The sequence below is a fragment of the Pontibacter fetidus genome (genome assembly GCF_010119545.1).
Lineage (GTDB): Bacteria > Bacteroidota > Bacteroidia > Cytophagales > Hymenobacteraceae > Pontibacter > Pontibacter fetidus.
The window spans coordinates 90,403-113,386 of record NZ_JAAEAA010000005.1 but is presented as its reverse complement, the minus strand read 5'-3'; the positions used below and the strand labels follow the sequence as shown (position 1 = coordinate 113,386).

General features: G+C 46.1%; 20 protein-coding genes and 3 tRNA genes. 13 read left to right on the top strand and 10 right to left on the bottom strand.

What is annotated here, in order from left to right; genetic code table 11:
• The first annotated feature begins 38 nt into the window (after nucleotides 1–38).
• The gene (locus GWO68_RS05355; protein WP_162345388.1) at nucleotides 39–596 is read left to right on the top strand and encodes a thioredoxin family protein; all 558 of its coding nucleotides are present in this window, start codon (nucleotides 39–41) and stop codon (nucleotides 594–596) included.
• On the opposite strand, the gene GWO68_RS05350 is transcribed toward GWO68_RS05355, so the two are convergent.
• Nucleotides 574–1,416, bottom strand: a complete 843-nt coding sequence (locus GWO68_RS05350; protein ID WP_235941948.1) for a murein L,D-transpeptidase catalytic domain family protein — start codon at nucleotides 1,414–1,416, stop codon at nucleotides 574–576. The two genes, GWO68_RS05355 and GWO68_RS05350, sit on opposite strands and share 23 nt — an antisense overlap.
• Nucleotides 1,417–1,649: 233 nt before the next feature.
• Here GWO68_RS05350 and GWO68_RS05345 point away from each other — a divergent pair, with 233 nt between their 5' ends.
• A complete protein-coding gene (locus GWO68_RS05345; protein ID WP_235941947.1) occupies nucleotides 1,650–2,552 on the top strand; it encodes a Ppx/GppA phosphatase family protein in 903 nt (300 codons plus the stop codon).
• Nucleotides 2,553–2,788: 236 nt separating this feature from the next.
• On the opposite strand, the gene ppk1 is transcribed toward GWO68_RS05345, so the two are convergent.
• The 4 genes from ppk1 to gyrB all read right to left on the bottom strand — a co-directional run bounded on the left by ppk1 (nucleotide 2,789) and on the right by gyrB (nucleotide 10,645).
• Nucleotides 2,789–4,891, bottom strand: a complete 2,103-nt coding sequence (ppk1, locus tag GWO68_RS05340) for a polyphosphate kinase 1 (protein ID WP_162345386.1) — start codon at nucleotides 4,889–4,891, stop codon at nucleotides 2,789–2,791.
• Between the two features lie 723 nt (nucleotides 4,892–5,614).
• A complete protein-coding gene (locus GWO68_RS05335; protein ID WP_162345385.1) occupies nucleotides 5,615–6,253 on the bottom strand; it encodes a hypothetical protein in 639 nt (212 codons plus the stop codon).
• A 13-nt stretch (nucleotides 6,254–6,266) separates the two neighbouring features.
• Nucleotides 6,267–7,427, bottom strand: a complete 1,161-nt coding sequence (locus tag GWO68_RS05330) for an alpha/beta hydrolase-fold protein (protein ID WP_162345384.1) — start codon at nucleotides 7,425–7,427, stop codon at nucleotides 6,267–6,269.
• Between the two features lie 1,262 nt (nucleotides 7,428–8,689).
• Nucleotides 8,690–10,645, bottom strand: a complete 1,956-nt coding sequence (gene gyrB / locus GWO68_RS05320) for a DNA topoisomerase (ATP-hydrolyzing) subunit B (RefSeq protein WP_162345382.1) — start codon at nucleotides 10,643–10,645, stop codon at nucleotides 8,690–8,692.
• 479 nt (nucleotides 10,646–11,124) lie between these two features.
• Between gyrB and GWO68_RS05315 the strand changes: the two genes are divergently transcribed.
• The 4 genes from GWO68_RS05315 to GWO68_RS05300 all read left to right on the top strand — a co-directional run bounded on the left by GWO68_RS05315 (nucleotide 11,125) and on the right by GWO68_RS05300 (nucleotide 13,164).
• The gene (locus tag GWO68_RS05315; RefSeq protein WP_162345381.1) at nucleotides 11,125–11,454 is read left to right on the top strand and encodes a DMT family protein; all 330 of its coding nucleotides are present in this window, start codon (nucleotides 11,125–11,127) and stop codon (nucleotides 11,452–11,454) included.
• Nucleotides 11,455–11,653: 199 nt separating this feature from the next.
• The gene (locus GWO68_RS05310; RefSeq protein WP_162345380.1) at nucleotides 11,654–12,088 is read left to right on the top strand and encodes a hypothetical protein; all 435 of its coding nucleotides are present in this window, start codon (nucleotides 11,654–11,656) and stop codon (nucleotides 12,086–12,088) included.
• Complete coding sequence (locus GWO68_RS05305; RefSeq protein WP_162345379.1) at nucleotides 12,072–12,755, top strand: SCO family protein; 684 nt, start codon at nucleotides 12,072–12,074, stop codon at nucleotides 12,753–12,755. Before GWO68_RS05310 ends, GWO68_RS05305 begins: the two co-directional genes overlap by 17 nt.
• Nucleotides 12,742–13,164 carry a c-type cytochrome gene (locus GWO68_RS05300; RefSeq protein WP_162345378.1) on the top strand — a complete coding sequence of 141 codons (423 nt, stop codon included), beginning with the start codon at nucleotides 12,742–12,744 and terminating at the stop codon, nucleotides 13,162–13,164. The genes GWO68_RS05305 and GWO68_RS05300 overlap by 14 nt, the downstream gene beginning before the upstream one ends.
• A gap of 70 nt (nucleotides 13,165–13,234) precedes the next feature.
• On the opposite strand, the gene GWO68_RS05295 is transcribed toward GWO68_RS05300, so the two are convergent.
• The 4 genes from GWO68_RS05295 to GWO68_RS05280 form a co-directional block, all read right to left on the bottom strand.
• Nucleotides 13,235–13,681, bottom strand: coding sequence for a hypothetical protein (locus GWO68_RS05295; RefSeq protein WP_162345377.1), 447 nt, complete (start codon nucleotides 13,679–13,681; stop codon nucleotides 13,235–13,237).
• A 107-nt stretch (nucleotides 13,682–13,788) separates the two neighbouring features.
• Nucleotides 13,789–13,862: transfer RNA gene (locus GWO68_RS05290), tRNA-Arg, on the bottom strand.
• 65 nt (nucleotides 13,863–13,927) lie between these two features.
• Nucleotides 13,928–14,001: transfer RNA gene (locus tag GWO68_RS05285), tRNA-Pro, on the bottom strand.
• A 110-nt stretch (nucleotides 14,002–14,111) separates the two neighbouring features.
• Nucleotides 14,112–14,198, bottom strand: a tRNA-Ser gene (locus GWO68_RS05280).
• A 321-nt stretch (nucleotides 14,199–14,519) separates the two neighbouring features.
• On the opposite strand from GWO68_RS05280, the gene GWO68_RS05275 reads away from it, so the two are divergent.
• The 7 genes from GWO68_RS05275 to GWO68_RS05245 all read left to right on the top strand — a co-directional run bounded on the left by GWO68_RS05275 (nucleotide 14,520) and on the right by GWO68_RS05245 (nucleotide 19,924).
• Nucleotides 14,520–15,491: a VWA domain-containing protein gene (locus GWO68_RS05275; protein ID WP_162345376.1), complete on the top strand. Its 972-nt coding sequence runs from the start codon at nucleotides 14,520–14,522 to the stop codon at nucleotides 15,489–15,491.
• On the top strand, nucleotides 15,488–16,423 hold the full coding sequence (locus tag GWO68_RS05270) for an aerotolerance protein (RefSeq protein WP_162345375.1): 936 nt from the start codon (nucleotides 15,488–15,490) through the stop codon (nucleotides 16,421–16,423). Before GWO68_RS05275 ends, GWO68_RS05270 begins: the two co-directional genes overlap by 4 nt.
• Before the next feature lie 96 nt (nucleotides 16,424–16,519).
• Nucleotides 16,520–17,119, top strand: coding sequence for a TetR/AcrR family transcriptional regulator (locus GWO68_RS05265; RefSeq protein WP_162345374.1), 600 nt, complete (start codon nucleotides 16,520–16,522; stop codon nucleotides 17,117–17,119).
• 49 nt (nucleotides 17,120–17,168) lie between these two features.
• Complete coding sequence (locus tag GWO68_RS05260; protein ID WP_162345373.1) at nucleotides 17,169–17,678, top strand: acyl-CoA thioesterase; 510 nt, start codon at nucleotides 17,169–17,171, stop codon at nucleotides 17,676–17,678.
• Between the two features lie 161 nt (nucleotides 17,679–17,839).
• Nucleotides 17,840–18,475 (top strand): HD domain-containing protein, encoded by a 636-nt coding sequence (locus GWO68_RS05255; RefSeq protein WP_162345372.1) that lies wholly within the window; start codon nucleotides 17,840–17,842, stop codon nucleotides 18,473–18,475.
• Nucleotides 18,476–18,625: 150 nt separating this feature from the next.
• Entirely contained in the window at nucleotides 18,626–19,066 is a 441-nt protein-coding gene (locus tag GWO68_RS05250; RefSeq protein ID WP_162345371.1) for a PaaI family thioesterase, read from the top strand.
• A gap of 252 nt (nucleotides 19,067–19,318) precedes the next feature.
• Entirely contained in the window at nucleotides 19,319–19,924 is a 606-nt protein-coding gene (locus tag GWO68_RS05245) for a hypothetical protein (protein WP_162345370.1), read from the top strand.
• A gap of 83 nt (nucleotides 19,925–20,007) precedes the next feature.
• On the opposite strand, the gene GWO68_RS05240 is transcribed toward GWO68_RS05245, so the two are convergent.
• Entirely contained in the window at nucleotides 20,008–22,941 is a 2,934-nt protein-coding gene (locus GWO68_RS05240) for an alpha/beta hydrolase family protein (RefSeq protein WP_162345369.1), read from the bottom strand.
• Nucleotides 22,942–22,984: the final 43 nt, after the last annotated feature.

Below are 22,984 nucleotides of genomic sequence, written 5' to 3'. Positions count from 1 at the left end.
TATACTGAAGGCACATCTCTCACCCTAACCCTAAAACTATGGCTTACGCTACTGAGATTGCATTAGGCACGCAGGCGCACGATTTTGCGTTGCTCGATACCGTAACGGGCAAATTATTTTCGCTTCGCGATGTAGCCTCTACCAAAGCTACGGTTATTATGTTTATCTGTAACCACTGCCCGTATGTGCTGCATGTAATTGATAAAGTAACAGAAGTGGCCAGGCATTACCAGCAGCAGGGCGTACGATTTGTTGCTATTAACGCCAACGATGCCAGCACCTACCCACAGGACGGCCCCGAAAAAATGAAGGCCCTGGCCAAAGACTATAGTTTCCCGTTCCCGTACCTTTACGACCAGACACAGCAGGTAGCCCGCACGTACCAGGCCGTATGCACCCCCGAGTTTTTTGTGTATGATGCCAACATGCGCTTAGCCTACCACGGGCAGTTCGACGATGCCAGGCCTGGCAACAACATAGCAGTTACGGGCTCAGACCTTACAAACGCCCTCGATGCTTTACTACAAGGCCAGCGCCCGGCAACTGAGCAGAACGCGGCGATTGGCTGCGGCATTAAATGGAAACATCCGTACTAGGCGGAAGCTTTGTATTGTTGGGGTTGTCGTTTATCAATTCTGCCATAGCGGTGGTGTGGTCCAGGTAATGCGAAGTGTAGGTATCTTTGTTGGCGTGTATGTACATGGCGGTGCTGCCCATTACGGTTTTAATAATATCTTCGTGCTCTTCCATGGGTAAGGCCGGGCAACCCAGGCTTCGGCCAAGCCTGCCAGACTGTTTTATAAAAGCCGGGCTCGCATACTCGGCCCCGTGTATCACTACGCAGCGGTCCAGGGCGTTGGTATTAAAGCCTTCGTCCAACCCTTCCAGTTTTAGCGACAACCCATGCTTGCCCTGGTAAGTGGCCTGCGTTACATAAAAGCCTATGCTGCTCATATAAGACTTATCATCGTTCGAGAAATTTTCTGCAAACTCTTCGCCCGAGTTACGGCCATGGGCCACGTATGTGTGATGCAGCATTTCCTTCTTTTCGATATCTACCACCCAGAGCCTTTTCTGTTTTGATGACCGTGTAAAGTCGACCATCGTTAATACAGGTTTATCAGATAAACGGCCTTCGTGTTTCATGTTATAGTACCCTGTCAGCGCCTTGCTGAATATCTCGTACTTCAGCCCCGTCTGCCCCAACCCCATCTCGTTATATAAATTGTAAGCTACCTCATCAAACTGCATAATTTTGTAACCGGCCACAACTGTTTTGTTAGTGCTCTTCGCGCTTTTCTTTGCGGCACTTGTGCTGATCGGTGATGCCATTGGCGAAAATATAAGCGGTGCAAAAAGCGGGAAAAGCCTTTTAGCCACTTTTCGTTTCCGTGCCCGCCATCGTGGATTTCTCATATCAGTAATATAGTTTATGCGTACGTCCTAACGTATAGTTTACGCCCTGCAGGCTCCATAGTTTAAACAGCAAAACTATACCGTATAAAGGCAACTGCTTTTCTGATGCATGGCAGCACTAAAAAAATACGCTACCCAGCTTAGTTATGGCCATTTTTGATTTTAAAGGATGCTGTTTTCTGATTATCTTTGAAAGTAGCAACCTTCATTATAAACCTTTAAAACAATACCGCTTGTTAAAGTTAGCCGCCATTGACATAGGATCTAACGCCGTAAGATGCCAGATTTCCAGCGCTTTAAGCCAGAACTCCAGCGTTATATTCAAACGAATAGAATACATCCGGTATGCCATCCGTTTTGGCGAAGATGTATTTAATACCGGCCTTATCAGCGAGCTAAAAATACAGAAGTTTGTAAAGTTGCTGCATGCCTTTCAGTTGCTGCTGGATGTGCACGACGTGGATCATTTTATGATCTGTGCGACCTCGGCGATGCGTAACTCACAGAACGCACCCGAAATTCTGAGCCTGGTGGAAGAGCGCCTGGGCATGAAGATAGACGTGATTGACGGTGTGGCCGAAGCGGAACTGATCAACAAAGTGATCGTTAATTTCCTGGATGAACGCAACTACCTGCACATTGACGTAGGCGGTGGCAGCACTGAATTTAACATCTATGTAAACCGCGAAAAAGTGGCTTCCCGGTCGTTTGAGCAGGGCTCTATCCGCCACATGCACGGCCGCGACTCCGAAGAGCTCTGGAATAATATGCGCCTCTGGATAGAGGAAAACTCCCGTAAATATCACCTGTCGCGCGCAATAGGTACGGGCGGTAACATTAACAAGATCTATGACATGGCCGGCAAAGTCGCTGGCAAACCCATTTTCAGAAAGCAGATCGAAGAAGTAGTAACGCTGGTTTCGGGCATGACCATGGAAGAGCGCATCACCAAACTGCTCCTAAACCCCGACCGTGCCGACGTTATTCTGCCAGCCGCCGAAATTTACTTATCTGCTATGCGCTGGGCCAAACTGGAAAGTATGATGGTACCGAATGTTGGTTTGAAAGATGGCATGATCCACGCCCTTTATGAGCAGTTTCATCCGGAGCGGTTTGTTATTGGCGGGATAAATTAAAAGGTTGGGTGTTAGGTTATAGTTATAGAACTAGGATCTATACTATAGTTAAAGACCTCACAGTGTTTTCAAAACCTGTGAGTGTCTAACGTACAGCCATTTCGCCGTTAAGAAACACTCACAGGTCTTAAAGACGCTGTGAGGTTTAAAAATCCTGCAAATTCTAATCAATCCTCAAAATCCTGATCCAGACAAAAACTCCCTCTCCTTTTCTGGAGAGGGCTGGGGTGAGGGACCTACACCAAATCAAAATCTGCGTTTTCGTAAATGCTGCGGTTGTAGAAAGCCTTGTGGATGTCCACGACCTCTTCTCCTACAGCCGGGCGTTTTTTCACGTAGGTACCATCTTCGCGCATAATATACGAGTTCTGGTTATCGAGCAGGTTATAGTGCAGAATAGTGATAGCTTCGCGTTTCAGTTCTTCGTTTAGTATCAGGAACAAGGCCTCAATTCTTCTGTCGAAACTACGCACCATGATGTCGGCACTGCCACTGTATACCTTGGCGTCGCCACTGTTATGGAAGTAGTAAATGCGGCTGTGCTCCAGGTACTCACCAACTATAGATTTCACGAAAATATTTTCGCTCAGATCTTCGCGGCCAGGACGCAGACAGCAGATACCCCGAACTATAAGCTTAATAGGCACACCGGCTTTAGATGCTTTATAAAACTCATCCATCACCTCTTTATCTTCCAAAGAGTTTATCTTGATGACAATACCACTTTTCAAGCCTTTTTTGGCATTGCGAGCTTCGTTGCGTATCAGCTCTATCAGCTGTGCGCGTAACCCCTTTGGCGAGGTCATCAGCGATTTATACTCGTTGGGGCGGGAGTGCCCGGTTATTACATTAAAGAATTCTGAAACGTCGTGGGCGTAAACTTCGTCGGTGGTAAGCAAACTAACGTCGGAGTACAGGCGGGCGGTTTGCTCGTTATAGTTACCGCTGCCAATGTGCACGTAACGTGTTACCTTCTCCCCTTCTTTCCTGATGATCATCAGCATTTTAGTATGTGTTTTATACTTGCTGATACCGTAGATCACAAAGCAGCCGGCCTTTTCCAGACGGTCTCCTTCTTTCAGGTTGCGTTCCTCATCAAAGCGGGCTTTTACCTCGAACAATACCGATACGTGCTTGCCATTTTCAGCGGCTTTTAACAGGGCAGCCGTAACCCGACTCTGGTCTGCGAGGCGGTAAATGGTTTGCTTAATGCCCAGTACGTAAGGGTCTTCGGCGGCGCGCTCCAGCAACTGTACCACAGGTTCCATGCTGTTATAAGGGTGGTGCAGCAATACGTCGTGCTCCTTCAGGTACTGGAACAGATCTACGCCATCGCTTGGCAAACTTACCGGCATAACCGACGAAGGCTGCTTAAAACACCTGTCTTTAAACTGCCGGTGGTTGATGATCTGCCAAAGAGCTTTAAAATCGATAAGGCTGTTAATGGTAAACACGTTGGCATTATCTATTATCCAGCGCTCACGCAAAATCTTCATCATAAACGCAGACGGGTTGCGCTCCACCTCCAGGCGCACCACGCGGCCTTTTTTACGCGTCTTTAACTTGGATTTTATCTCCTGTACAAAATCGGCTTCTATGTCATCAGACTCTTCCAGGGTAAAATCACCGTTACGGGTAATCCGGAACATGTTAACCGACACGATCTCAACATTGCGGAAAAGCTTCTTTATTTTCCAGCGGATGATCTCTTCTATCGGCACAAATATGATCTTGTCCTTTCGGTTGATCTCGTAAAAACGCGCCAGGTTTTGGGGTATCTGTACAAACGTTAAGCGGTCCTGCGCTTTCTGGTCTTCATCGGTGCGGGTTACCACGCCAAAGGTCAGCAACTGGTTCATCAGCAGCGGAAAGCCGTGGTAATTATCGAACACCATGGGCGTGAGTAGCGGAAAAATGGTGTTTTTGAAATACGAATCCACTTTCTTCTGCTCGATCTCGGTCAGCTCGCTCACCAGCAACACATCAAAGCCGTGCTTATCAAAAAGGGGCTTCAGTTCGTTGTTGTAGGTCAGGTACTGGTCGTTTACAAAGCGGTGCGAATAATCGAGTAGCTTTTTACGGAATGGTAGTTCGCGCAGCCCGGAGTAGTCGGTACGTTCCTTTCCATAATCGATGTAGTTGTACAAACTGCCCACCCGGATCATAAAGAATTCGTCCAGGTTTGAGGACGTGATGGCCAGGAATTTCAGCCTGTCGAAAATAGACTTATTGGTATCGCGGGCCTGATCGAGTACGCGGTAGTTAAAGCGCAGCCAGCTCAGGTCGCGGCTAATGTATTTACTTTTTTTAATCTGGTCAGAAACCTTATTGATAAGCATGCTTTCGGGTGTTTAAGGGCCGGTCGGGTATAATTGCCGGCGGTAATTCAGGTTGTTTACGCTCCTGTCTGCTAATATATAGTTTGTAACGGATATTGTATAGTTTAGGCTAAGGCAAACTGTAAATATCTTACAAATGGCGGCATGTTTCTATAGTTTATACTTGCTGCAAGATACAAATTGCATAAAAATCGGGATGTTATGCAGAAGCTATACTTGCCTTGCCAAAGCAGTTGCTTTCAGAAGATTTGCGTAAGCGCCTGGATGCGTGGCAAACTATAGTTGAACAGGCTGCCCCAGTCTGATTACAAATCCGACATTATAAGTAAGTCACGGATCGCAGATCCGCGCCAGCAAAAGAGGCCTTTTTAATGCCTTCGCTCGCGTCCCGCGAGTGTGAGCTACCGGTGGCGTCCCGCCACGTCAAGCAGCGATTCTAAATCTTTACTAAGCTATAGTTTTACGCGGCCAGAGTCCGCAGGAAACGCACACTCGCGGGACGCGAGCGAGGGCTTCTGTCGGCTTTGAATTTTAGTATGCCGCAAGTTTAGCGATAGCACAACTTGTGACTGCACATAAGGCCAGTTCCCTAAAATGCTTCGGGACAAGGCAACTAGCGAAGCTATAGTTCCGGAATTCGCCAGTTACAAACTGGCTGTCAAACTAAATCACCAGTTACCGCTGCGCTCAAACTGTCGGCATGTTACAAAAACTATAGGTTAGCTATTCTATAGTTTCGCTATCCCAGGTGATGACATAAGCAACGCCGGCACTTGCCGAAATGCCACTTATAACGGACCGACGGGCAACATCGCGGTACTCTTTGCCGGAAGTTGTGGCTTCGTTAAACAACGCGGGTGTAAGATAGCGGGCTTTGGTACCCGACATGTATTCTACGCTTCCTTCGAAACGCCATTTGCCTTTGCCTAGCTGCACTCCTGTTCGGGCACCGTAGCCCAACGTGATGGACGAAAACAAGGGGTCATCGTCAGCAGACATGTCATCGCTTTTGTAATCCATGAACCGGAAGCCAAACAACAGGTAAGCAAACGGATGCACATAGCTACCCATCGCTTTAGTAGCCCCTACATGAAAGGTTAACAGGCTCGTTCCGGCTTTCATATCGGAGTTGGCATCGTAGCCCAGTATATTCCGGGAAAAACTGATGCCTCCGGCCCAGGGCGCAGCGCCAGGTTTTATGGTGAGCGAGGGTTCGTAGCCAACAGAACTATAGGTTTGGCCAAAGGTGCCGTAGTAACCGGTGGCACGGGCTTTTAAACTAACCCCTGCGTGTGGTTGGGCAAGTGCCGGCAAACTCAGAAAAGTAGCGATGATAGCGATAGCAACTTTAATCAATTTCATAATAGCGCTATACTTACTTTGTAACCTTACCATTGCCGAAGATCAGCTTTAGTGCCAGCGGCATACGTCTGGCCCAGGCTGCTTCAGAATGCTTGTCCTGCGGTGCTTTTACCCACACAAAATCCTTGTTCTCTTTATAGCCTTTTGCTTTAAGCGCTTGCAGCATGTCGTCGATGCCTGGTTGTAGCCTTTCTTCCAGCTCTATGCCGCCGTTATCAATGTATAAGAAAACCTTCTTCTTTTTACCACTATAGTTCATTACATCATCTACATAATCTATATGTTGTATTTTAAAGGCCGGCGACATGCAGATGGCTTTCGAGAAAACCTCAGGATACTCCCAGGCCAGCATAAAGGCCATGATACCGCCAGCCGAGGAGCCACCTATGGCCGTATGTTTTCTGCCTTTTTTCGTGCGGTAGGTTTTATCTATAAAAGGCTTTACGGTGTTCACTACAAAATCCATGTAGGCGGTGCCTTTTGGGCCGGGTGTGTACTCGTCGCTTCTATCAGAGGTGTTGTAGATGCCAACTATAACAATCGGTTTTATGGCTTTTGCTTTTATCAGGCTGTCGGCGGTTTCGTCGAGGTGCCAGTCTACTCCGAACGAGCTGGTGGCGGGATCAACTATATTCTGGCCATCGTGCATGTATAGTACCGGGTACTTTTTGCCTTTGCTTTGTTGATAACCTTCGGGCAGCCAAACTATAATATCGCGGTCTTGCAGGCCTGTTGCTTTTAAGCCTTTATGATACTTTACCATGCCGGTAATGCCGCCTTTAAACGGACGTGTTTTTTTATCCAGCCAGTGCTCTATGGTGTTTGCTATAGTTGTGTCCTGTGTTATAGTTGTGCTGAAGTTTTGTAGCGGAAAGCCTTTTGCGTCGGTGCCTTCGCGGTCCCAGGAGCCGAGGGTATACTTGTATTCGAGATGTGTTTGGGCCGGAAACTGCACCTGTATTTGCCAGGTGTGGTTGCCTTTGCTTTGGAGCTTAACTTTTCCGGGGTTCCAGTTGCCGATCTGTGGTTCGCTTCCGGCTATATAAACGGTGCTGCTATCGGCAAGCGAGGGAGCGTATAGTTTAAAAGTAACGGTTTTAAGTAGAGCCTGCTGCGCCACTGCAACTATAGTTGCCAAAAGTATAAAACCTAAAACAAGGGAAAGCTTTTTCATAAGTATAAACCGGTTCGGGTAAGTATAGAAATCAGGAGTTAAAGTTATTTAATTTAACCTAAGTTGCGATTTGCCTGCGTTATTAAAATTTAACCCGCTTCTAACTTCGCTCAAGGGCAGGGCTGTTAAGTTCTGACAAAAACATTTACTATAACGCCCTCGTCCCGAACGCTTTTGGGTAGAGGGCAAATGTACACTCCTGTTTTGCAAGTTTTTGTGTCCCCCTTCGGAGGGGGTAGGGGGAGGATTTTTACTTTATTTGATCTTAAATTCACGGATCAGGTATGTGTTGTCCTCCCCCTACCCCCTCCAAAGGGGGACTTTTGTTCTAAGAAAACGATCTAAAAATCTACTGTCATTCTGTTAAGAAACTTGGTGGAAGAAGAGGGCCCCTACCCCCGGAGGTTAAGCCTTTACTATTAACTCAAAAGATCCTTACAGGATGACAAAAAATGGAGAATGAAACGACCCTGTCCAAAGGGGGACTTTCATTCTCCGTTTTGCTTGCGCGGATCTGTGATCCGTGACTTATTATAATCGTGGATCTGTGATCCAATGGCCGGATGCCCAACTATAGTTCGACACGAGTCGCAGATCCCGAAGCATTTCGGGGCAAAAACGCTCGCGCCATAGCAGCTTAATTTTAAGAATGAAACGAGCATGCCCCTCCAAACCAGGACTTTTTCTACTGGTTCTGCAGTGCCAATTACATATATAAACTTAAATATAGCCAAAACTATAGTTACAGGTATAGTTAGCCCACAAAAAAAGCCGGCTATACTTTGCAGTACAGCCGGCTTTTACCGGCAATGTCGCAGGTTTAGCGTAAGCGTAACTTGTGACTGCACATGGGGCCAGTTTGCAACTGGCGAAACTATAGTTCTGGAATACGCCAGTTACAAACTGGCCCTATACCCCTGCCCTCGCTCGCCTCTGGCGAGTGTGAGCTACTCGCGGCCTCTGGCCACTGTAACTTATACTTTGTAGCTCAATCTGTTCTATATATGAAGTATGACGTGGCGAGACGCCACTTGTAACTCACACTCGCCAGAGGCGAGCGAGGGCAATTATTAGATGCGCAAAACTCAATCAATAGTGGTATTATACCACAAACTATAGTTTCGTCAGTTGCAAACTGGCACCATACTCCACCTCCAGTTACTGTTGCGCTCAAACTGGCGGCATTTCCAGGAGATTTCCAATAAAAAAGCCGGCCATACTTTGCAGTACAGCCGGCTTCTGTAATCAATAAGAACTATAGCTTACACGTCTACGCGTGCATACTTGGAGTTACGCTCAATAAAGTCGCGGCGTGGGCCTACTTCGTCGCCCATCAGCATCGAGAACAGGTGATCGGCTTCGGCAGCTGATTCTATAGTTACCTGCTTTAAGCTTCTTACTTCCGGGTTCATGGTCGTTGTCCAGAGCTGTTCCGGGTTCATCTCACCAAGACCTTTGTAACGCTGCACGTTCACACTTTCGTCTTTACCTTTACCAAGTTCGGCAATGGCATCTGCACGGTCTTGCTCACTCCAGCAATAGCGTTCCTCTTTACCTTTTTTAACCAGGTATAGCGGTGGAAGCGCAATGTATATATAGCCTTTCTCGATAAGTTCGCGCATATAACGGAAGAAGAATGTCAGGATCAGGGTTCGGATGTGTGATCCGTCCACGTCCGCATCCGTCATGATGATAATACGGTGATAACGAAGCTTCTCCATGTTCAGGGCTTTCTCGCCTTCCGAAGTACCGAAGCTCACACCAAACGCCGTGATCATGTTCTTGATCTCTTCGTTCTCGTAAATGCGGTGCTCCTGTGCTTTCTCTACGTTCAGGATCTTACCACGCAACGGAAGTATAGCCTGGAACATACGGTTACGACCTTGTTTAGCTGATCCACCCGCAGAGTCACCCTCTACCAGGTATATTTCGCAGTTTTCAGGATTGTTATCAGAGCAGTCGGCCAGTTTACCAGGCAAGCTGGTGCTGGAGAGTACGTTCTTGCGCTGCACCATTTCGCGGGCCTTGCGGGCTGCGTTACGGGCCTGTGCAGCCAGTATCACTTTCTGAACTATAGTTCGGGCTTCTTTCGGATTCTCTTCAAGGAACGTATTCAGCATTTCGCCAACAGCCACATCCACAGCACCCGAAACTTCGGAGTTACCCAGTTTGGTTTTTGTCTGTCCTTCAAACTGCGGCTCCTGTACTTTAACCGAGATTACAGCTGTCAAACCTTCTCTGAAGTCGTCACCGGCAATGTCAATCTTCAGCTTATCCAGCATGCCTGATTTCTCGGCATAAGCTTTCAGGGTACGGGTAAGTGCCCGGCGGAAACCGGCTACGTGCGTACCACCTTCAATGGTGTTAATATTGTTTACGTACGAAAAGATGTTCTCAGCATACGAGGTGTTATACTGCAGCGCAATCTCTACTGGTACACCATTTTTCTCGCTTTCTACGTGTATCGGTTCCGGAATCAGGTTCTCGCGGGTCTCATCCAGGTAAGCAACGAATTCTTTCAGACCACCTTCAGAGAAGAAGGTATCGTTCAACGGCTCGCCCTGCTCGTTTAGTTCGCGCAGGTCTTTCAGGTTAATGCGGATGCCTTTGTTCAGGAAAGCAAGCTCACGTAAACGGCTTGCAACAGTGTCGTACTTATATTCGGTTACCGTAAAAATGGAAGCATCAGGCTTAAAATGCACCTGCGTACCCGTTCTGTCGGTTGTACCAATTTCGCGTACCGGGTAAGCCGGTATACCAATGTTATAGTGCTGTTCAAACACTTTACCGTTGCGGTGCACCGTTACGTGCAGGTCCGTAGAGAGTGCGTTAACGCAACTCACACCTACCCCGTGCAAACCACCCGAAACTTTATACGTGTCTTTATCGAATTTACCACCGGCGTGCAGTACCGTCATTACTACCTCCAGGGCAGAGCGGCCTTCTTTCTGGTGAAAATCTGTCGGGATACCACGTCCGTTGTCTGATACTGTAACAGAGTTGTCCTCGTTGATGGTAACATTGATCTCATCGCAATGACCTGCAAGGGCCTCATCTATAGAGTTATCTACTACTTCCCAAACCAGGTGGTGCAAGCCCTTTATACCAATGTCGCCGATGTACATGGCTGGTCTTTTACGAACTGCTTCAAGTCCTTCCAGTACCTGTATGCTATCTGCTGAATAATCGTTAGCTCTTTGTGCTTCTACTTCACTCATGTGTGTTAATAAGGTAGATTAATAGGTAAAATTACCACTTTTATTTTGTTTATGCTATACTTTGGGCGGCTAAAAACTACCTGCCTTGCAGTGCCGGAATTTTATACTTTGCCTAAAGTAAACCACATCTTTATATCAACAAAATTATAATTGCTTTAGTGCCTGTGTAGCAACCTTATACCCAACAAAATACAAAAATAAACTATAGTTATAAGTTACCCCAGGGCCATGTCATAAAACAGCAATACTATCCTGGTAATCCGGACTTACAGCTAAAGGCAAACTATAGATTTTATTTGCAGGATACACCCTGTAACTGTTATACTTTAACCGTTACGTTAACTCAACTGTAGTATTAAAAAAGCACCACACATAACAATAAAATATAGCTGGCGCTTTTAGTTTAAAATATAAAATCAGGTATGAGGTGGTAGCAGTTGCAGATATTTTCTTAAATTTTGAAGCTAATCGCTGTACTCATGAAAACGATAGTTCTGCTGCTTATCTCTAACATATTTATGACCTTTGCCTGGTATGGACACCTGAAGTATAAAGATGTGTCGCTTTGGAAAGTTATACTTATCAGTTGGCTTATCGCGTTTTTTGAATACTGTTTCCAGGTGCCTGCCAACCGTATTGGTCATGGGCAGTTTAGCGCCTTCCAACTCAAAACAATTCAGGAAGTAATTACACTGGTAGTGTTTATCGGCTTTTCAGTGTTATACCTGCGCGAAGAAGTAAAATGGAATTACATTGTTGGCTTTGTACTAATTCTGGCTGCGGTATTCTTCGTGTTCAAGAAATGGTAGGCTTTAATGAATAGTGACGAATTATGAATGACTAATTTTCATAACTCATTATTCATTAATCATTCGTCATTACCAATTAGTCATTCCATATCTGCTTTGCTGTAAGCTAAATCCAATTTAAAACTGCCTGCATTTTTACATTGCTATAGTTAACCGTACCTTCGCGGTTGTAATTAAAAGCTTCATCCTGAAACACATCATGAAAAAGCTACTTATACTTCTGGCACTGCCTGTAACGATACTTTATAGTTGTAAACCAGGATCCTCGGAAGCTGAGCAGAAAACCGAACTCGAGAACCACGTAATGGCCGTACACGATTCTGCCATGGCCGAAATGGACCAGATCTTCAAACTCCGCCGCAACCTGAATGCCCTGCACGATACGCTAGCCGCACAGCAAACAGACAGCGCCACGTTGCAACTGCTGCAGCAAAACATTAACGCCCTGAACAATGCCGACGAGCATATGATGGGCTGGATGCGTAACTATAGCGCCCCGGACTCTTTGCAGCACCAGCAGGCAATGGAGTACCTGCAGCAGGAATTACAGAAAATAGAACGCGTAAAAACAACCATGGACAGCACCATACAGGCTGCCCGCCAAACTTACCAGCAACATGAACCAACCAACTAACTATAGCCTGAAACAAACTATAGTTGCCGTCGCTTTTATACTAACCGCTGCCCTTACTTATAGCTGCCAGAGCAACCCCGCCACAGAAACCTTACCTATTTTGGGCGAGCGGGAAGCTGTAGAACGCCAGGTAAACGGTAAAACTATAGTAGATACCGTTTACCACCAGATACCCGACTTCAGCTTTGTAGACCAGGACAGCCAACTGGTAACACAGGAAACTGTGGCCGGAAAGGTCTATGTAACGGATTTCTTTTTTACGACCTGCCCCAGCATTTGCCCTAAAATGAAAAGCCAGATGCTGCGCGTGTACGAGGCTTATAAAGACAACCCAAATGTTGTTCTCCTCTCCCATACCATAGACCCAAAACACGACACGGTAGCTGTTTTAAAAGAGTATGCCGAGCGCCTGAACGTAGAAACCGACAAATGGCACTTTGTAACCGGCGACCGGGACAGCATTTACGACATGGCCATGCAATATTTTGTAGGTGCCCAGGAAGATAAAGGCGTGGAAGGAGGCTTTTCGCATAGCGGCCATTTTATGCTGATAGACCAAAACCGCCACATACGCGGCAAATACGAAGGCACCGAACAGGCAGATGTAGACAGGCTGATTGAGGATATGAAAGTATTGCTGAAAGAACAACAGCATGAGAAAAAGTAGATTTACAACTATAGTTTTTGGTGCAACTGCGCTCCTAACACTTACACAATGCTTTACCAATAAACAGAACCAGGGCCAGAAATTATATGCGCAGCATTGCCAGAGTTGCCACATGGAGGATGGTTCCGGTTTACGTGGCCTTATTCCGCCTATTGCCAACGCCGATTACCTGCAAACCCACCGTAACGAACTGGCCTGCCTTATCCGTAACGGTGCCGATGGTCCGATGGTAGTGAATGGTATTGAATATAATAAGGCTATGCCCGGCGTACCTACCCTGCGCGAGGACGAAATCACTAACCTGCTAAACTATATACAAACCAATTTCGGCAACAAAAACAAGCGCTATACTTTTCCGGAGGTAGAAGTGATGTTAGAAGATTGCCCGGTAGAGCATAAGAGAGATTAAGTTTGGCAAATGGCGGCTGCCCATTACCTGAAGTGCTGAAATTTATAGTCGTTTCAGAGCTGCTTTTCTGTTATTCTTTATAAATCCCTTGTAACCACTCCATGGCATCCCGCTCCATGTAAAAATATTGTGTCTCAAAAGGTGGAGTCTCCTGCTTTACCCTTACATCTAATGCCTCATTTGTAAGTTGCTGCATCATGTTTGTAGAAGATACAATTGCCAGATACTTTAGCTCACTTTTTGAGATAACTTCAATAGATATCTTTGCGAGCCAGCCCTGGTCATCTGCAGTAAGCACATCCATCAGCTGATTATTGACAAGCAGCTTTTCCAGGTTATTTTCCAGCAAAATTTTACCAGTTTCTTTAATGCCCGTTCTATATTCCCTACTATCTACAGGTCTTAGCCATTTAACAGTTAAAATACCGCTACCTGTATGCAAGGTTATAATTACATAATCTTTTTTATAGCAGGTTATTACACTATCCGGTAACGGTTTAGAAGAAAGGTAAGGCATTACAAGCTAAGCAATTGGTAAAACCTGAATATACTAAAACAAGTTAAATCAGGAAAGAACAAAGCAAACAAAAAAGCCTCTTCGCACAATGCAAAGAGGCTTTTTAGTGATCCCGTTTGGATTCGAACCAAAGACCTACTGCTTAGAAGGCAGTTGCTCTATCCAGCTGAGCTACGAGACCATGGTTACAGTGTTTACTGTATCCTTTAAACAAAAAATTTCGGAATTGCTTCCGAAATTTTTAAGTCGGGGTGGCAGGATTCGAACCTACGACCTCCACATCCCAAATGTGGCGCGATACCGGGCTACGCTACACCCCGAACTATGCTTTCAACTCCGGTAACACTTACGTGCTGTTATTGTTGAACGCGGTGCAAAAGTAAGAGAAGTTTTTAAACTGTCAAAACAAATTTTAAAAATATTTCTCTTGCGGAGGAGGGGGGATTCGAACCCCCGGTACCGTTACCAGTACGGCAGTTTAGCAAACTGCTGGTTTCAGCCACTCACCCACCCCTCCGGGCCTCTTTCTGCTAAAGAGTATGCAAACTTACAAAAACTTTACGACCGTGCAATAGCTGTACTCAAAATTTAAAGGCCTTTTTCAGCCAATCAAGTCAACCCCTCCCCTTGCCTCCTGCTTAAGTAATTGATACTAAATCAACTTGCCAATATCCTACTCTAAAAAGTTTTTTAAGGCACCACACAAAAAAAATTAAAAAGTGCGTTTCTGAGGCTGCAAACGCATAGTTACGGGCTGCAGTTAATTCTTATCTTTGTAACCGGTTGGTCTATAGTTTGAGGCAAACTATAAACTATAGCCCGTTTTCTTTTGCACTAAATGACCTGGTACCAAACCATCACCCTGCTCGAGATTTTGTTCGGTGCGCTCTTTTTTGGGCTGTACATCGGCTACCTGTGGCGTGTGCAGCGGGTGGCACAGTTCTTCGGGCAACGGCCGCATGGCATCTGGGTTAAATATGTGTTGCGCCACCTCTACCTTATCCTTATAGTTATAGCTATACTTGGTCCCTCTTTCGGTGCCATGAAAAAGGAGATCAAAACGATAGGGAAAGACCTGTACATTGCCGTAGACCTTTCGGCTTCTATGGATGCAACTGATATACAGCCGTCGCGCCTTGAAAAATCGAAACAGGAAATTGAGCGGCTTATTACACGCTTTAACTCCGACCGCATCGGGCTGATGATCTTCGGGGATGACGCTTACATACAGAGTCCGCTAACCTACGACCAGAATGCCCTGCAGCTTTATACCCGTACCTTATATACCCGCCTGCTGCCAAACACCGGAACCGATTACGAACCTATACTTGAGCTTGCAGTTGAGAAATTCGGGCAGTTGGGTAATAGTCCGGCTGCAGAGCAAAAAGCCCGCGTGCTGGTATTGGTAAGTGATGGCGAAGACTTTGGCGAAAATGTAGAGCAGCTGGCCGAACAACTTCGCGAACAGAACATACGGGTGTTTACACTGGGCGTGGGCACCACCGAGGGCAGCCGCATACCGCAAGGCAACCGTTTTAAACGCGACAACGACGGCAACATTATAGTTACCAAACTTAATCCGGAGCCTTTAGTAAAACTGGCCGAACTTACCAACGGGCAATACTTTGAGGTAAACGACCGCATCAGTGAAGTAAGCCGGTTGGTAAGCGCTATCAACAACATTGAAGGTGAGCTGCGCGAAAGCAAAACAATAGATGTAACAGCTAACAAGTATGTTTACCCATTGGCGCTGGCGCTTATCCTTATATTGCTGGATGCGTTGATAACTATAAAGATCGTGCGGATATGAAAGTGTGGCTGGCTATACTTCTTTTCCTTACCATTCCGGGGTCTGGCATCAAAACCATTTCCAGGATAAACGATTACGCAGACCGTGCCGCCAAAGCTTACGCAAAAGAGAACTATGCCGAAGCCATTACTGCTTACGAATACCTGTTGCAAGACCTGGAAGTAAAGGATGACCAGCTGCGCCTGAACCTGGGACACGCTTACTTTAAAGCCGGTTTGATGGAAGATGCGCAGGAACAATACCGCCTGCTTGCCGACCATTCATCCGAACACATCCGGTCGGTGGTGCATTTGCAGTTAGGAAACATCGCAGCCGATCAAAAAAAATATGCCCAGGCCCTTTCGCTTTACCGGAACGCCCTAGTGGCAAACCCCGAAAATGAGATAGCCCGCTATAACTACGAGCTCCTGAAAAAATACCTGTTACTGCACCCCGAAAAAGCGGAACAGGACAAACCGGCACCGGAAGCCAGGCAAAATGAGCAGGGAGACGAACAGTTGCCCCCTCCCGCTTTTGATGAAGAAATGGAGCCGCAACCCAAACAAAAACCTGACGCAAACGGCACCGACGAACAGGAAATAGAACAGCCGCAACTCGACCCAGCTGGCCAGGAGCAGAAGCAGGGTGGCCAAAGCAAACAACCAAAACAAAAAGATAAGGAACAGGCAGTTGGCAATGCTCCCGGCGAAACCGAAGGACAACAACTCGACAACCCGTTTGACCCTAACCAACCAGACCAGCGCGGCAGCAGCGACAATGCATCTGCTGAAGACACACGTGCCCGCACACAATCAGAAAGGCAGCAGGTAAAAATAAGCGCCGAAAAAGCCAAGATGTTATTGAATGCCATGCACGATGCCGAACTGCAATACCTGCAACAGCTTCCTAAAAAGGCAAAAACCAAAAAAGACAACAGCAAACCAGACTGGTAGCCCCTACCCTATTCAATTCTATACTTATATTTTGCAGCTTTTTGTTTTGAAATTAAAAACCGAACGGTTTATTTTGCGTTTATATAAGCTGTAACTATGGATACCGTAACCAAAGCCGAGCGCACACGCCAATACATAATTGAGCAAGCAGCCCACCTGTTTAATCAGCGAGGGTATGCTGGTACGTCGTTGCAGGATATAATGGCAGCGACCGGGCTTACAAAAGGTGGTATTTATGGGCATTTTGAGAGCAAAGAAGAGATTGCGATTGCTGCTTTTGAGTATGCGTCAGGGCACATCCTACAACTGCTCGCCCAAACTATAAACGGTCATGTTACCGCCATTGCCAAACTGGAAGCTTTACTGGAGTTTTACAAAAAATATATCATCACGCCTCCTATTACTGGTGGGTGCCCAATCTTGAATACTTCGGTAGAAGCTGACGACACTAACCCCCTTTTGCGCGCAAGCGTTGTAAAAGTGCTCCATAAAATGCAGCGCTCCCTCGAAAATATAGTACAGCTAGGCATACAGAACGGAGAGCTGAAAGCAACGACTAACCCGGAACAGTTTGCTATACTTTTTATAACCATGATAGAAGGTGGTGTTATGGTATCGAAAGCCTATGGCAAACCGCACTACCTGCATACCGTGATCAGGCAGTTGCGTCAGATGATATCAGAAATGAAAAGCTAATTTTTTTAACCATAAATAAACCAATCGGTCTTTTTTAAATTTTACAACTATGAACGAAACAGCATTAGTAAAACATCCGGAGAGTACAGCACTCATCCGCTTCGAGGACTGCGATCCTTTTGGCCACCTGAACAATGGCCGTTATACCGATTACTTTTTGAACGCCCGCGAAGACCAGCTGCGCGACAACTATAACCTGGATATTTACCGCCACATGCAAACGGCTGGCAAAGCCTGGGTAGTTGCTACAAACCAGATGGCCTACCTGCGCGAAGCAAAACTGATGGAAACCGTAACTATACGCACTTGCCTGCGCTGGTTTACCGACACCGACCTTCTGATGGAAGCTATTATGCTGGATAAGCGTACAGAGAAAATAAAATCAGTAGCCTGGATGCGCTTCAGCTATATTGATGTGAAGCAGGGTAAAAAAACCCAGCATGAAGACCACTTAATGGAGCTTTTTGGCAAAGTTGCTGTTCTTGGCGAAGGCAAAGACCCGATGATGTTTGAAGAACGCGTACTGGAACTGAGGCAGGCAGCCGCTGTAGTTAGTTAAGCCATTTATAGTTGTTTACTTTTTTCAGAAAAATTGTATCTGCTTGCAACCATCCGTGCTGTTTGTGGCTCTTGCTTATATAGTGTTCTTGTTATACACGAGCAGCACACGTATAAAGCAGTATTAACTATAGTTTAGTCATCCTCCTACGCTAACCTGATATGAAAAGTGAACTTAAGAGCATTCTGGAAGTAATTACCCTGGCCGAAAAGCTTAAATGTGAAATGCGCCATAGCTGGATGTCGGATGGCAGACAGGAAAGCGTAGCTGAACATACCTGGCGTATGGCGTTAATGGCCGTGTTGCTGGAGCCCTACCTGGACGAAGAAGTAGATACAGCCCGGATGCTTAAAATGATTTTGATACACGATCTGGTAGAGATTGAGGCAGGCGATATACCGGCATTTCAGGTACTGACTGACGAGGCAAAGGCGCTGAAACAACAGAAAGAACTGAAAGCGATAGAGAACCTTCGGGAGAAGTTAGGCAACGGAATAGGCCAGCATGTATACGAACTATGGCACGAGTTTGAGGAACGCTATACCTACGAAGCCAAAGTTGCAAACGCCCTAGATAAGCTTGAAGTACGCCTGCAACATAACCACGCCGACATTGCCACCTGGCTGGAAGTAGAACAGGAAAACGTATTTAAAATGGGCGACCATACCGGCTTCGACTCCTGCCTGGACCAGTTAAAAGACCTGATACAGGAACAGGCTGTACAGAAAATGGAGAAAGCAGGTATTTCGACCACAACCGTGCTGGCCAGGTTAGCTTCTCAAAATGCTTTAGCTTAAAACAGAGATTTAGATTATAAGATTGTAAACAGGTAAGTGCAGCAGGCGTTGGTAATACTACCAGCGCCTTTCTGTTTTTATACTTCCGGCAAAGTATAAGCCAACTTATAGTTATGCTTTTGTATACTTGTGTGTTTTAAATTTTATACGATGGATGCCACTACACATTACCGCAAACTAGAGCAACTATACCATAGCGCCAACATTCAGCAGTTTATTGATGGCAGCCAGATAAAAGTGGAACACCAGGCGGCTGAGATCACGTTGCCGGTGCAGCCAAAGTATCACCACGGAGCCAATGCCATGCATGGTGCGCTTTACTTTAAATTGCTGGATGATGCCGCTTATTTTGCAGTTGCTTCTATAGTTCAGGATGTGTTTATAGTTACTTCATCTTTCCAGATAAACCTGGTACGGCCCGTAACTGGAGGAACAATAAAAGCTGTGGGCAAAGTACGAACTATAGGTAAGAACTTATTTGTGGCAGAGGCTACTTTGTTTAATGATAAAGGAAGAGAGGTTGCATTTGGCACTGGCCAGTTCATGAAAACAACTCAACCACTCCATAGCCTGCAGGGATACAGGAGTTAGAGAGTTTAGGAGATAAAGAATCAGGAAAGTTAAGGCACAAAGACTAAAACTTATATCTATAGCTTACAAGGCATTCTGTTTCAGTATTATCAGTATTATTCACTCCTTCTAAAACCGGATTTTTCATTTACTTGTTAAATCTATGCTTTCCCACTTACCTTATGGCTGCTCACCAGTCTTTTCATAGCTAATTTTTAAACCGGACTATATGCCCTCGTAGGTATGTTTCATTTTTAAAATTATAAAAACGCTATGAAAAACTTTATTCAAAAAACAATCGGTTTTGTGGTTGCCCCTGCCCTCCTTCTTAGTTTCAGCGCCTGCGATCAGTCTGATGTTAGCCCTGAGGCAAACTTATCAACCCAAAATGCTGATGCCGCTCATCAGACCAACTCCATGAATCTTAACAAAACGTACACTGTTGAGCTAATGGAGCTAAATGGCTCGGGAGTTCATGGCATGGCACATATCGAACTAATGGGCAATGAGATAGAAGTTAGTTTGGAAGCCGCCGGGCTAACACCTGAAATGGAGCACATGCAACACATTCATGGCTTTATAGAAAATAACAGGAATGCTGTCTGTCCGCCTATGTCTGCAGATACCAATGGCGATGGGTTGATAAGCCTGGCTGAAGGTGTGCCTTTCTATGGACCGGTTTTAGTCGCGCTGGATCCTTACCCAACAGCCGATGCTACCGGTATGGTAGATTTTATGAACCAATATACTATAGCAAGAGCAGCCAGATCGCTACAAAATAATGTGATCGTAATGCACGGCATGTATGTAGATGGTGTTTATGACCCAACTATACCAGTAGCCTGCGGCCAGATTAAAGTTGCAAACCAGGGCAAATAATTCTGAGCGAAAAACAACGGTTCAAAACAAAAAAGGGAGCAAGTATAAACCTGCTCCCTTTTTCATTTTGGTCAACTATAAACTTACTGATTTACCTCGCTGGCTACTTCCGGTTCAGGCTGTGGTTGTGGTTCTAGTTCAAAACCATAGTCTTTCCCTTTTAAGATAGTAGGCACACCTTTTTTCATCCAGGTTGGCATTGGCGCGCCTTTCAGGTAATAATCAAAAAACTGCGACATTCTAACTGAAAGGTCTTTGCGGTTTTTGCGCTGCATCAGGTTATGGTCTTCACCATTATACACCAGCATCCAAACCGGCTTATTCAGTCTGCGGAGCGCCATAAAATACTCGATGCCCTGGTACCACGGAACTGCACCATCCTGGTCGTTATGCATGATGAGTAGCGGCGTTTCCACGCGGTCAGCATAAAATAGCGGAGAGTTTTCGATAAACTGCATTGGTTTCTCCCAAAGTGTGCCACCAATACGACTTTGCGTTTTCTCGTACTGGAACTGGCGGCTCAAGCCTGTACCCCAACGGATACCACCGTACGCACTCGTCATGTTAGATACCGGTGCGCCTGCCATTGCTGCTTTAAACAATTTGGTTTTGGTAACCATATAGGCAATCTGGTAACCTCCCCAGCTCTGGCCCTGCAACGCCATGTTTTTCTCATCTACAAAGCCCTGCATCACCAGTTTCTGCACGCCAGGTATAATACAGTCCATGGCGCTCTCGCCTGGGTAACCGTTTTTGTACACAATATCCGGCACAAACACCAAGTAACCGTTGCTCACAAAGTAAGAAATATTTACCGTAGAGGCACTTGGCGCAGGTGTTTTATGGGCATGCAATTCGTCAGAGGAGCGCTCATAGAAATAAGCAATCATCGGATACTTCTTTTTCGGGTCGAAGTTTTCCGGCTTGTACAGTAAACCTTCCAGCGGCGTGCCATCTGTCGATTTCCAGTTAACCAGCTCTACCGTGCCCCACAGGTAATCTTTCATTTGTGGGTTGGCGTTGCTCAGTTGGGTTGGCTTATCAAATGCAGTTGTAGCTGTGTACAGGTCCGGAAACTCCTGGAACGAGCCTTTTCGGAACGTAAAGCGGTTATCGTTTTTAGCCTTACGCAAACGCACATAGCTGTTCGGAGACATTACCAGTTTTTCAGGCTGGGCATCTTTGCTCACATAATCGCGGTAATAACCACCCGACTTGTCTTTATTATTGAAGGCACTTAAGTATAACGTAGCATTTTCAGGTATAAACTTCTCGTCCTCGTCTAACTGCTCATATCTAAAGCTAAGCTTGTTCTGGCGGCCATACTTGTCAGTCAGGTTTACAGGTGCTTTTTTATTGGTCGGGTCCAGCTTCCAGATGTCGTACTTATCATATACTAACAAATAACTATCGTTCTCTACCCAACCAGCCAGATCGTAAGAGCCAGGCAGCACCGGCATGTCATTGCTTTCATCATAAAATGGCAAACCAATGCGCTTAGTTAGGTTCAGGTTTTTGCCGTTTTTAGTTGCCATGGCATGCCAGCTGCTGTCAGTTGGCTCGTACCAGTAAACATAGTTACCTTTTGGCGATAACCGTGGATAGCCGCGCGTTTCGTTCAGTACCTGCTTGCGTGTACCTTTTTTCAAGTCGATCAGATAGGCATCTTTGCGGGTTGGCGTATCATAACCAATTGTCATTTTATACTTCTCATCACTCACTCCCAAGGCCACATCGCCTTGGCCATACGCATCCAGGTAAACATCTGGAATCTCCAGGGTAGCCAGTTGCTGCATGCGCTTGCCTTTAAAATCATACATCGCCAGGAACGACTGCTTCAGGTCACGGTCTTTGTTCTTCAACTGCATTGGCTGTATCAATGGATCTTTATAGGTCCAGATATCCAGGCTTACTTTTTCTTCTTCCAGTTGGGTAGTGTCTTTTTCGTAGCGGGTCGGGCGCGGGAACGTACCGAAGAACAGGCGCTTGCCATCTTCGGAAAAATTCAGTCTGCCATGCTCACTTACCATCCAGGCTTTCGGCATGCCAGCGCGGGCGGTGTCGGCAAGTATCGTTTTGCGGTTGTCTTTTTTGGTCCAGTGGTGCAGGGCAAAGTAACGGATCTCGGCTTCCAGGGTATCGTTGGTTGCCACATAGGCCAGTTGTTCGCCTGCTTTATCCGGTGTTATACTTTTATAAGATACTTTACCAGTGTCAATCGGCATTACTTTCAGGTCGGAAGTGCTAACGGCGTAAACGCCCGCTTTGTGCAACGAGTCCAGCTCATCTTTCACAAAGTATAGCATGTTGCCCTTCTCCGAAAAAGTATAATCCATTACCCTGTCGAAGCGTTTTTCCTGGCCGGTTTGCAGGTTGCGCAGTACCAGTTCGGTGCCGTTATACTTCTTGTTCTTTTTCGGGGCTTTTTTAGCTACGGCTGGCTTTGCAGTTTCTTCTTTCTTTGCTTCTGTATTTGCGGTTGGTGCGTTTACTTCGTTGGTTGGTGTAGTTACTGCTTTCTTCGAATCCTTTTTAGCAGGCAGTTCTTTCTCCAGGTGGTAGGCTATCCAGTTATTTCCTTCTTTCGGCAGCTGGTACGATTTCACACGCGGCATTTTTACCACATTCATACTTTCCAGCATAACTATAGCCAGTGAGTCTTTTGGCAGGTCGTCGGCTTTTTTCTTTTTCAGTTTTAGCTGGCGCACTTTCTGGTACTCCGGCTTTATCTGGAAAACGGCATAGCGGCTGTCGTTGGTAAAAGCGGCTTTAGTGCCGCGGGCAAAACTGGTCAGCTTGTTTGTAACCAGGTCGCGCATCAGCAATTCGCCGTCGCCTTCCTGTGGGTTTACTGTAAACAGAACGTACTTTCCGTTATTCGATAGCTTCTCGCCATCCACGCCTTTCCAACTGTCGTAAACATCGTGGGTGAGTGGTTTTTTTGCTGTTTGCTGCTGCGCATTGGCCTGGTAAAAGCCTACGCTACACAACACAGCCAGGTATAAAAGTTTTTTCATCCTGGGTGAAATAGATTGGTTAGTTATAGTTGATTAGTTTGTC

What these genes read in the sequence shown, in the direction of transcription:
- GWO68_RS05275 (WP_162345376.1), top strand. Translation starts at nt 14,520, where the DNA reads ATGACCTGGTACCAAACCATCACCCTGCTCGAGATTTTGTTCGGTGCG.
- GWO68_RS05300 (WP_162345378.1), top strand. Translation starts at nt 12,742, where the DNA reads ATGAGAAAAAGTAGATTTACAACTATAGTTTTTGGTGCAACTGCGCTC.
- ppk1 (WP_162345386.1), bottom strand. Translation starts at nt 4,891, where the DNA reads ATGCTTATCAATAAGGTTTCTGACCAGATTAAAAAAAGTAAATACATT.
- GWO68_RS05250 (WP_162345371.1), top strand. Translation starts at nt 18,626, where the DNA reads ATGGATGCCACTACACATTACCGCAAACTAGAGCAACTATACCATAGC.
- GWO68_RS05355 (WP_162345388.1), top strand. Translation starts at nt 39, where the DNA reads ATGGCTTACGCTACTGAGATTGCATTAGGCACGCAGGCGCACGATTTT.
- GWO68_RS05260 (WP_162345373.1), top strand. Translation starts at nt 17,169, where the DNA reads ATGAACGAAACAGCATTAGTAAAACATCCGGAGAGTACAGCACTCATC.
- GWO68_RS05245 (WP_162345370.1), top strand. Translation starts at nt 19,319, where the DNA reads ATGAAAAACTTTATTCAAAAAACAATCGGTTTTGTGGTTGCCCCTGCC.
- GWO68_RS05255 (WP_162345372.1), top strand. Translation starts at nt 17,840, where the DNA reads ATGAAAAGTGAACTTAAGAGCATTCTGGAAGTAATTACCCTGGCCGAA.
- GWO68_RS05240 (WP_162345369.1), bottom strand. Translation starts at nt 22,941, where the DNA reads ATGAAAAAACTTTTATACCTGGCTGTGTTGTGTAGCGTAGGCTTTTAC.
- GWO68_RS05315 (WP_162345381.1), top strand. Translation starts at nt 11,125, where the DNA reads ATGAAAACGATAGTTCTGCTGCTTATCTCTAACATATTTATGACCTTT.
- GWO68_RS05310 (WP_162345380.1), top strand. Translation starts at nt 11,654, where the DNA reads ATGAAAAAGCTACTTATACTTCTGGCACTGCCTGTAACGATACTTTAT.
- GWO68_RS05305 (WP_162345379.1), top strand. Translation starts at nt 12,072, where the DNA reads ATGAACCAACCAACTAACTATAGCCTGAAACAAACTATAGTTGCCGTC.
- gyrB (WP_162345382.1), bottom strand. Translation starts at nt 10,645, where the DNA reads ATGAGTGAAGTAGAAGCACAAAGAGCTAACGATTATTCAGCAGATAGC.
- GWO68_RS05270 (WP_162345375.1), top strand. Translation starts at nt 15,488, where the DNA reads ATGAAAGTGTGGCTGGCTATACTTCTTTTCCTTACCATTCCGGGGTCT.
- GWO68_RS05335 (WP_162345385.1), bottom strand. Translation starts at nt 6,253, where the DNA reads ATGAAATTGATTAAAGTTGCTATCGCTATCATCGCTACTTTTCTGAGT.
- GWO68_RS05330 (WP_162345384.1), bottom strand. Translation starts at nt 7,427, where the DNA reads ATGAAAAAGCTTTCCCTTGTTTTAGGTTTTATACTTTTGGCAACTATA.
- GWO68_RS05350 (WP_235941948.1), bottom strand. Translation starts at nt 1,416, where the DNA reads ATGAGAAATCCACGATGGCGGGCACGGAAACGAAAAGTGGCTAAAAGG.
- GWO68_RS05295 (WP_162345377.1), bottom strand. Translation starts at nt 13,681, where the DNA reads ATGCCTTACCTTTCTTCTAAACCGTTACCGGATAGTGTAATAACCTGC.
- GWO68_RS05265 (WP_162345374.1), top strand. Translation starts at nt 16,520, where the DNA reads ATGGATACCGTAACCAAAGCCGAGCGCACACGCCAATACATAATTGAG.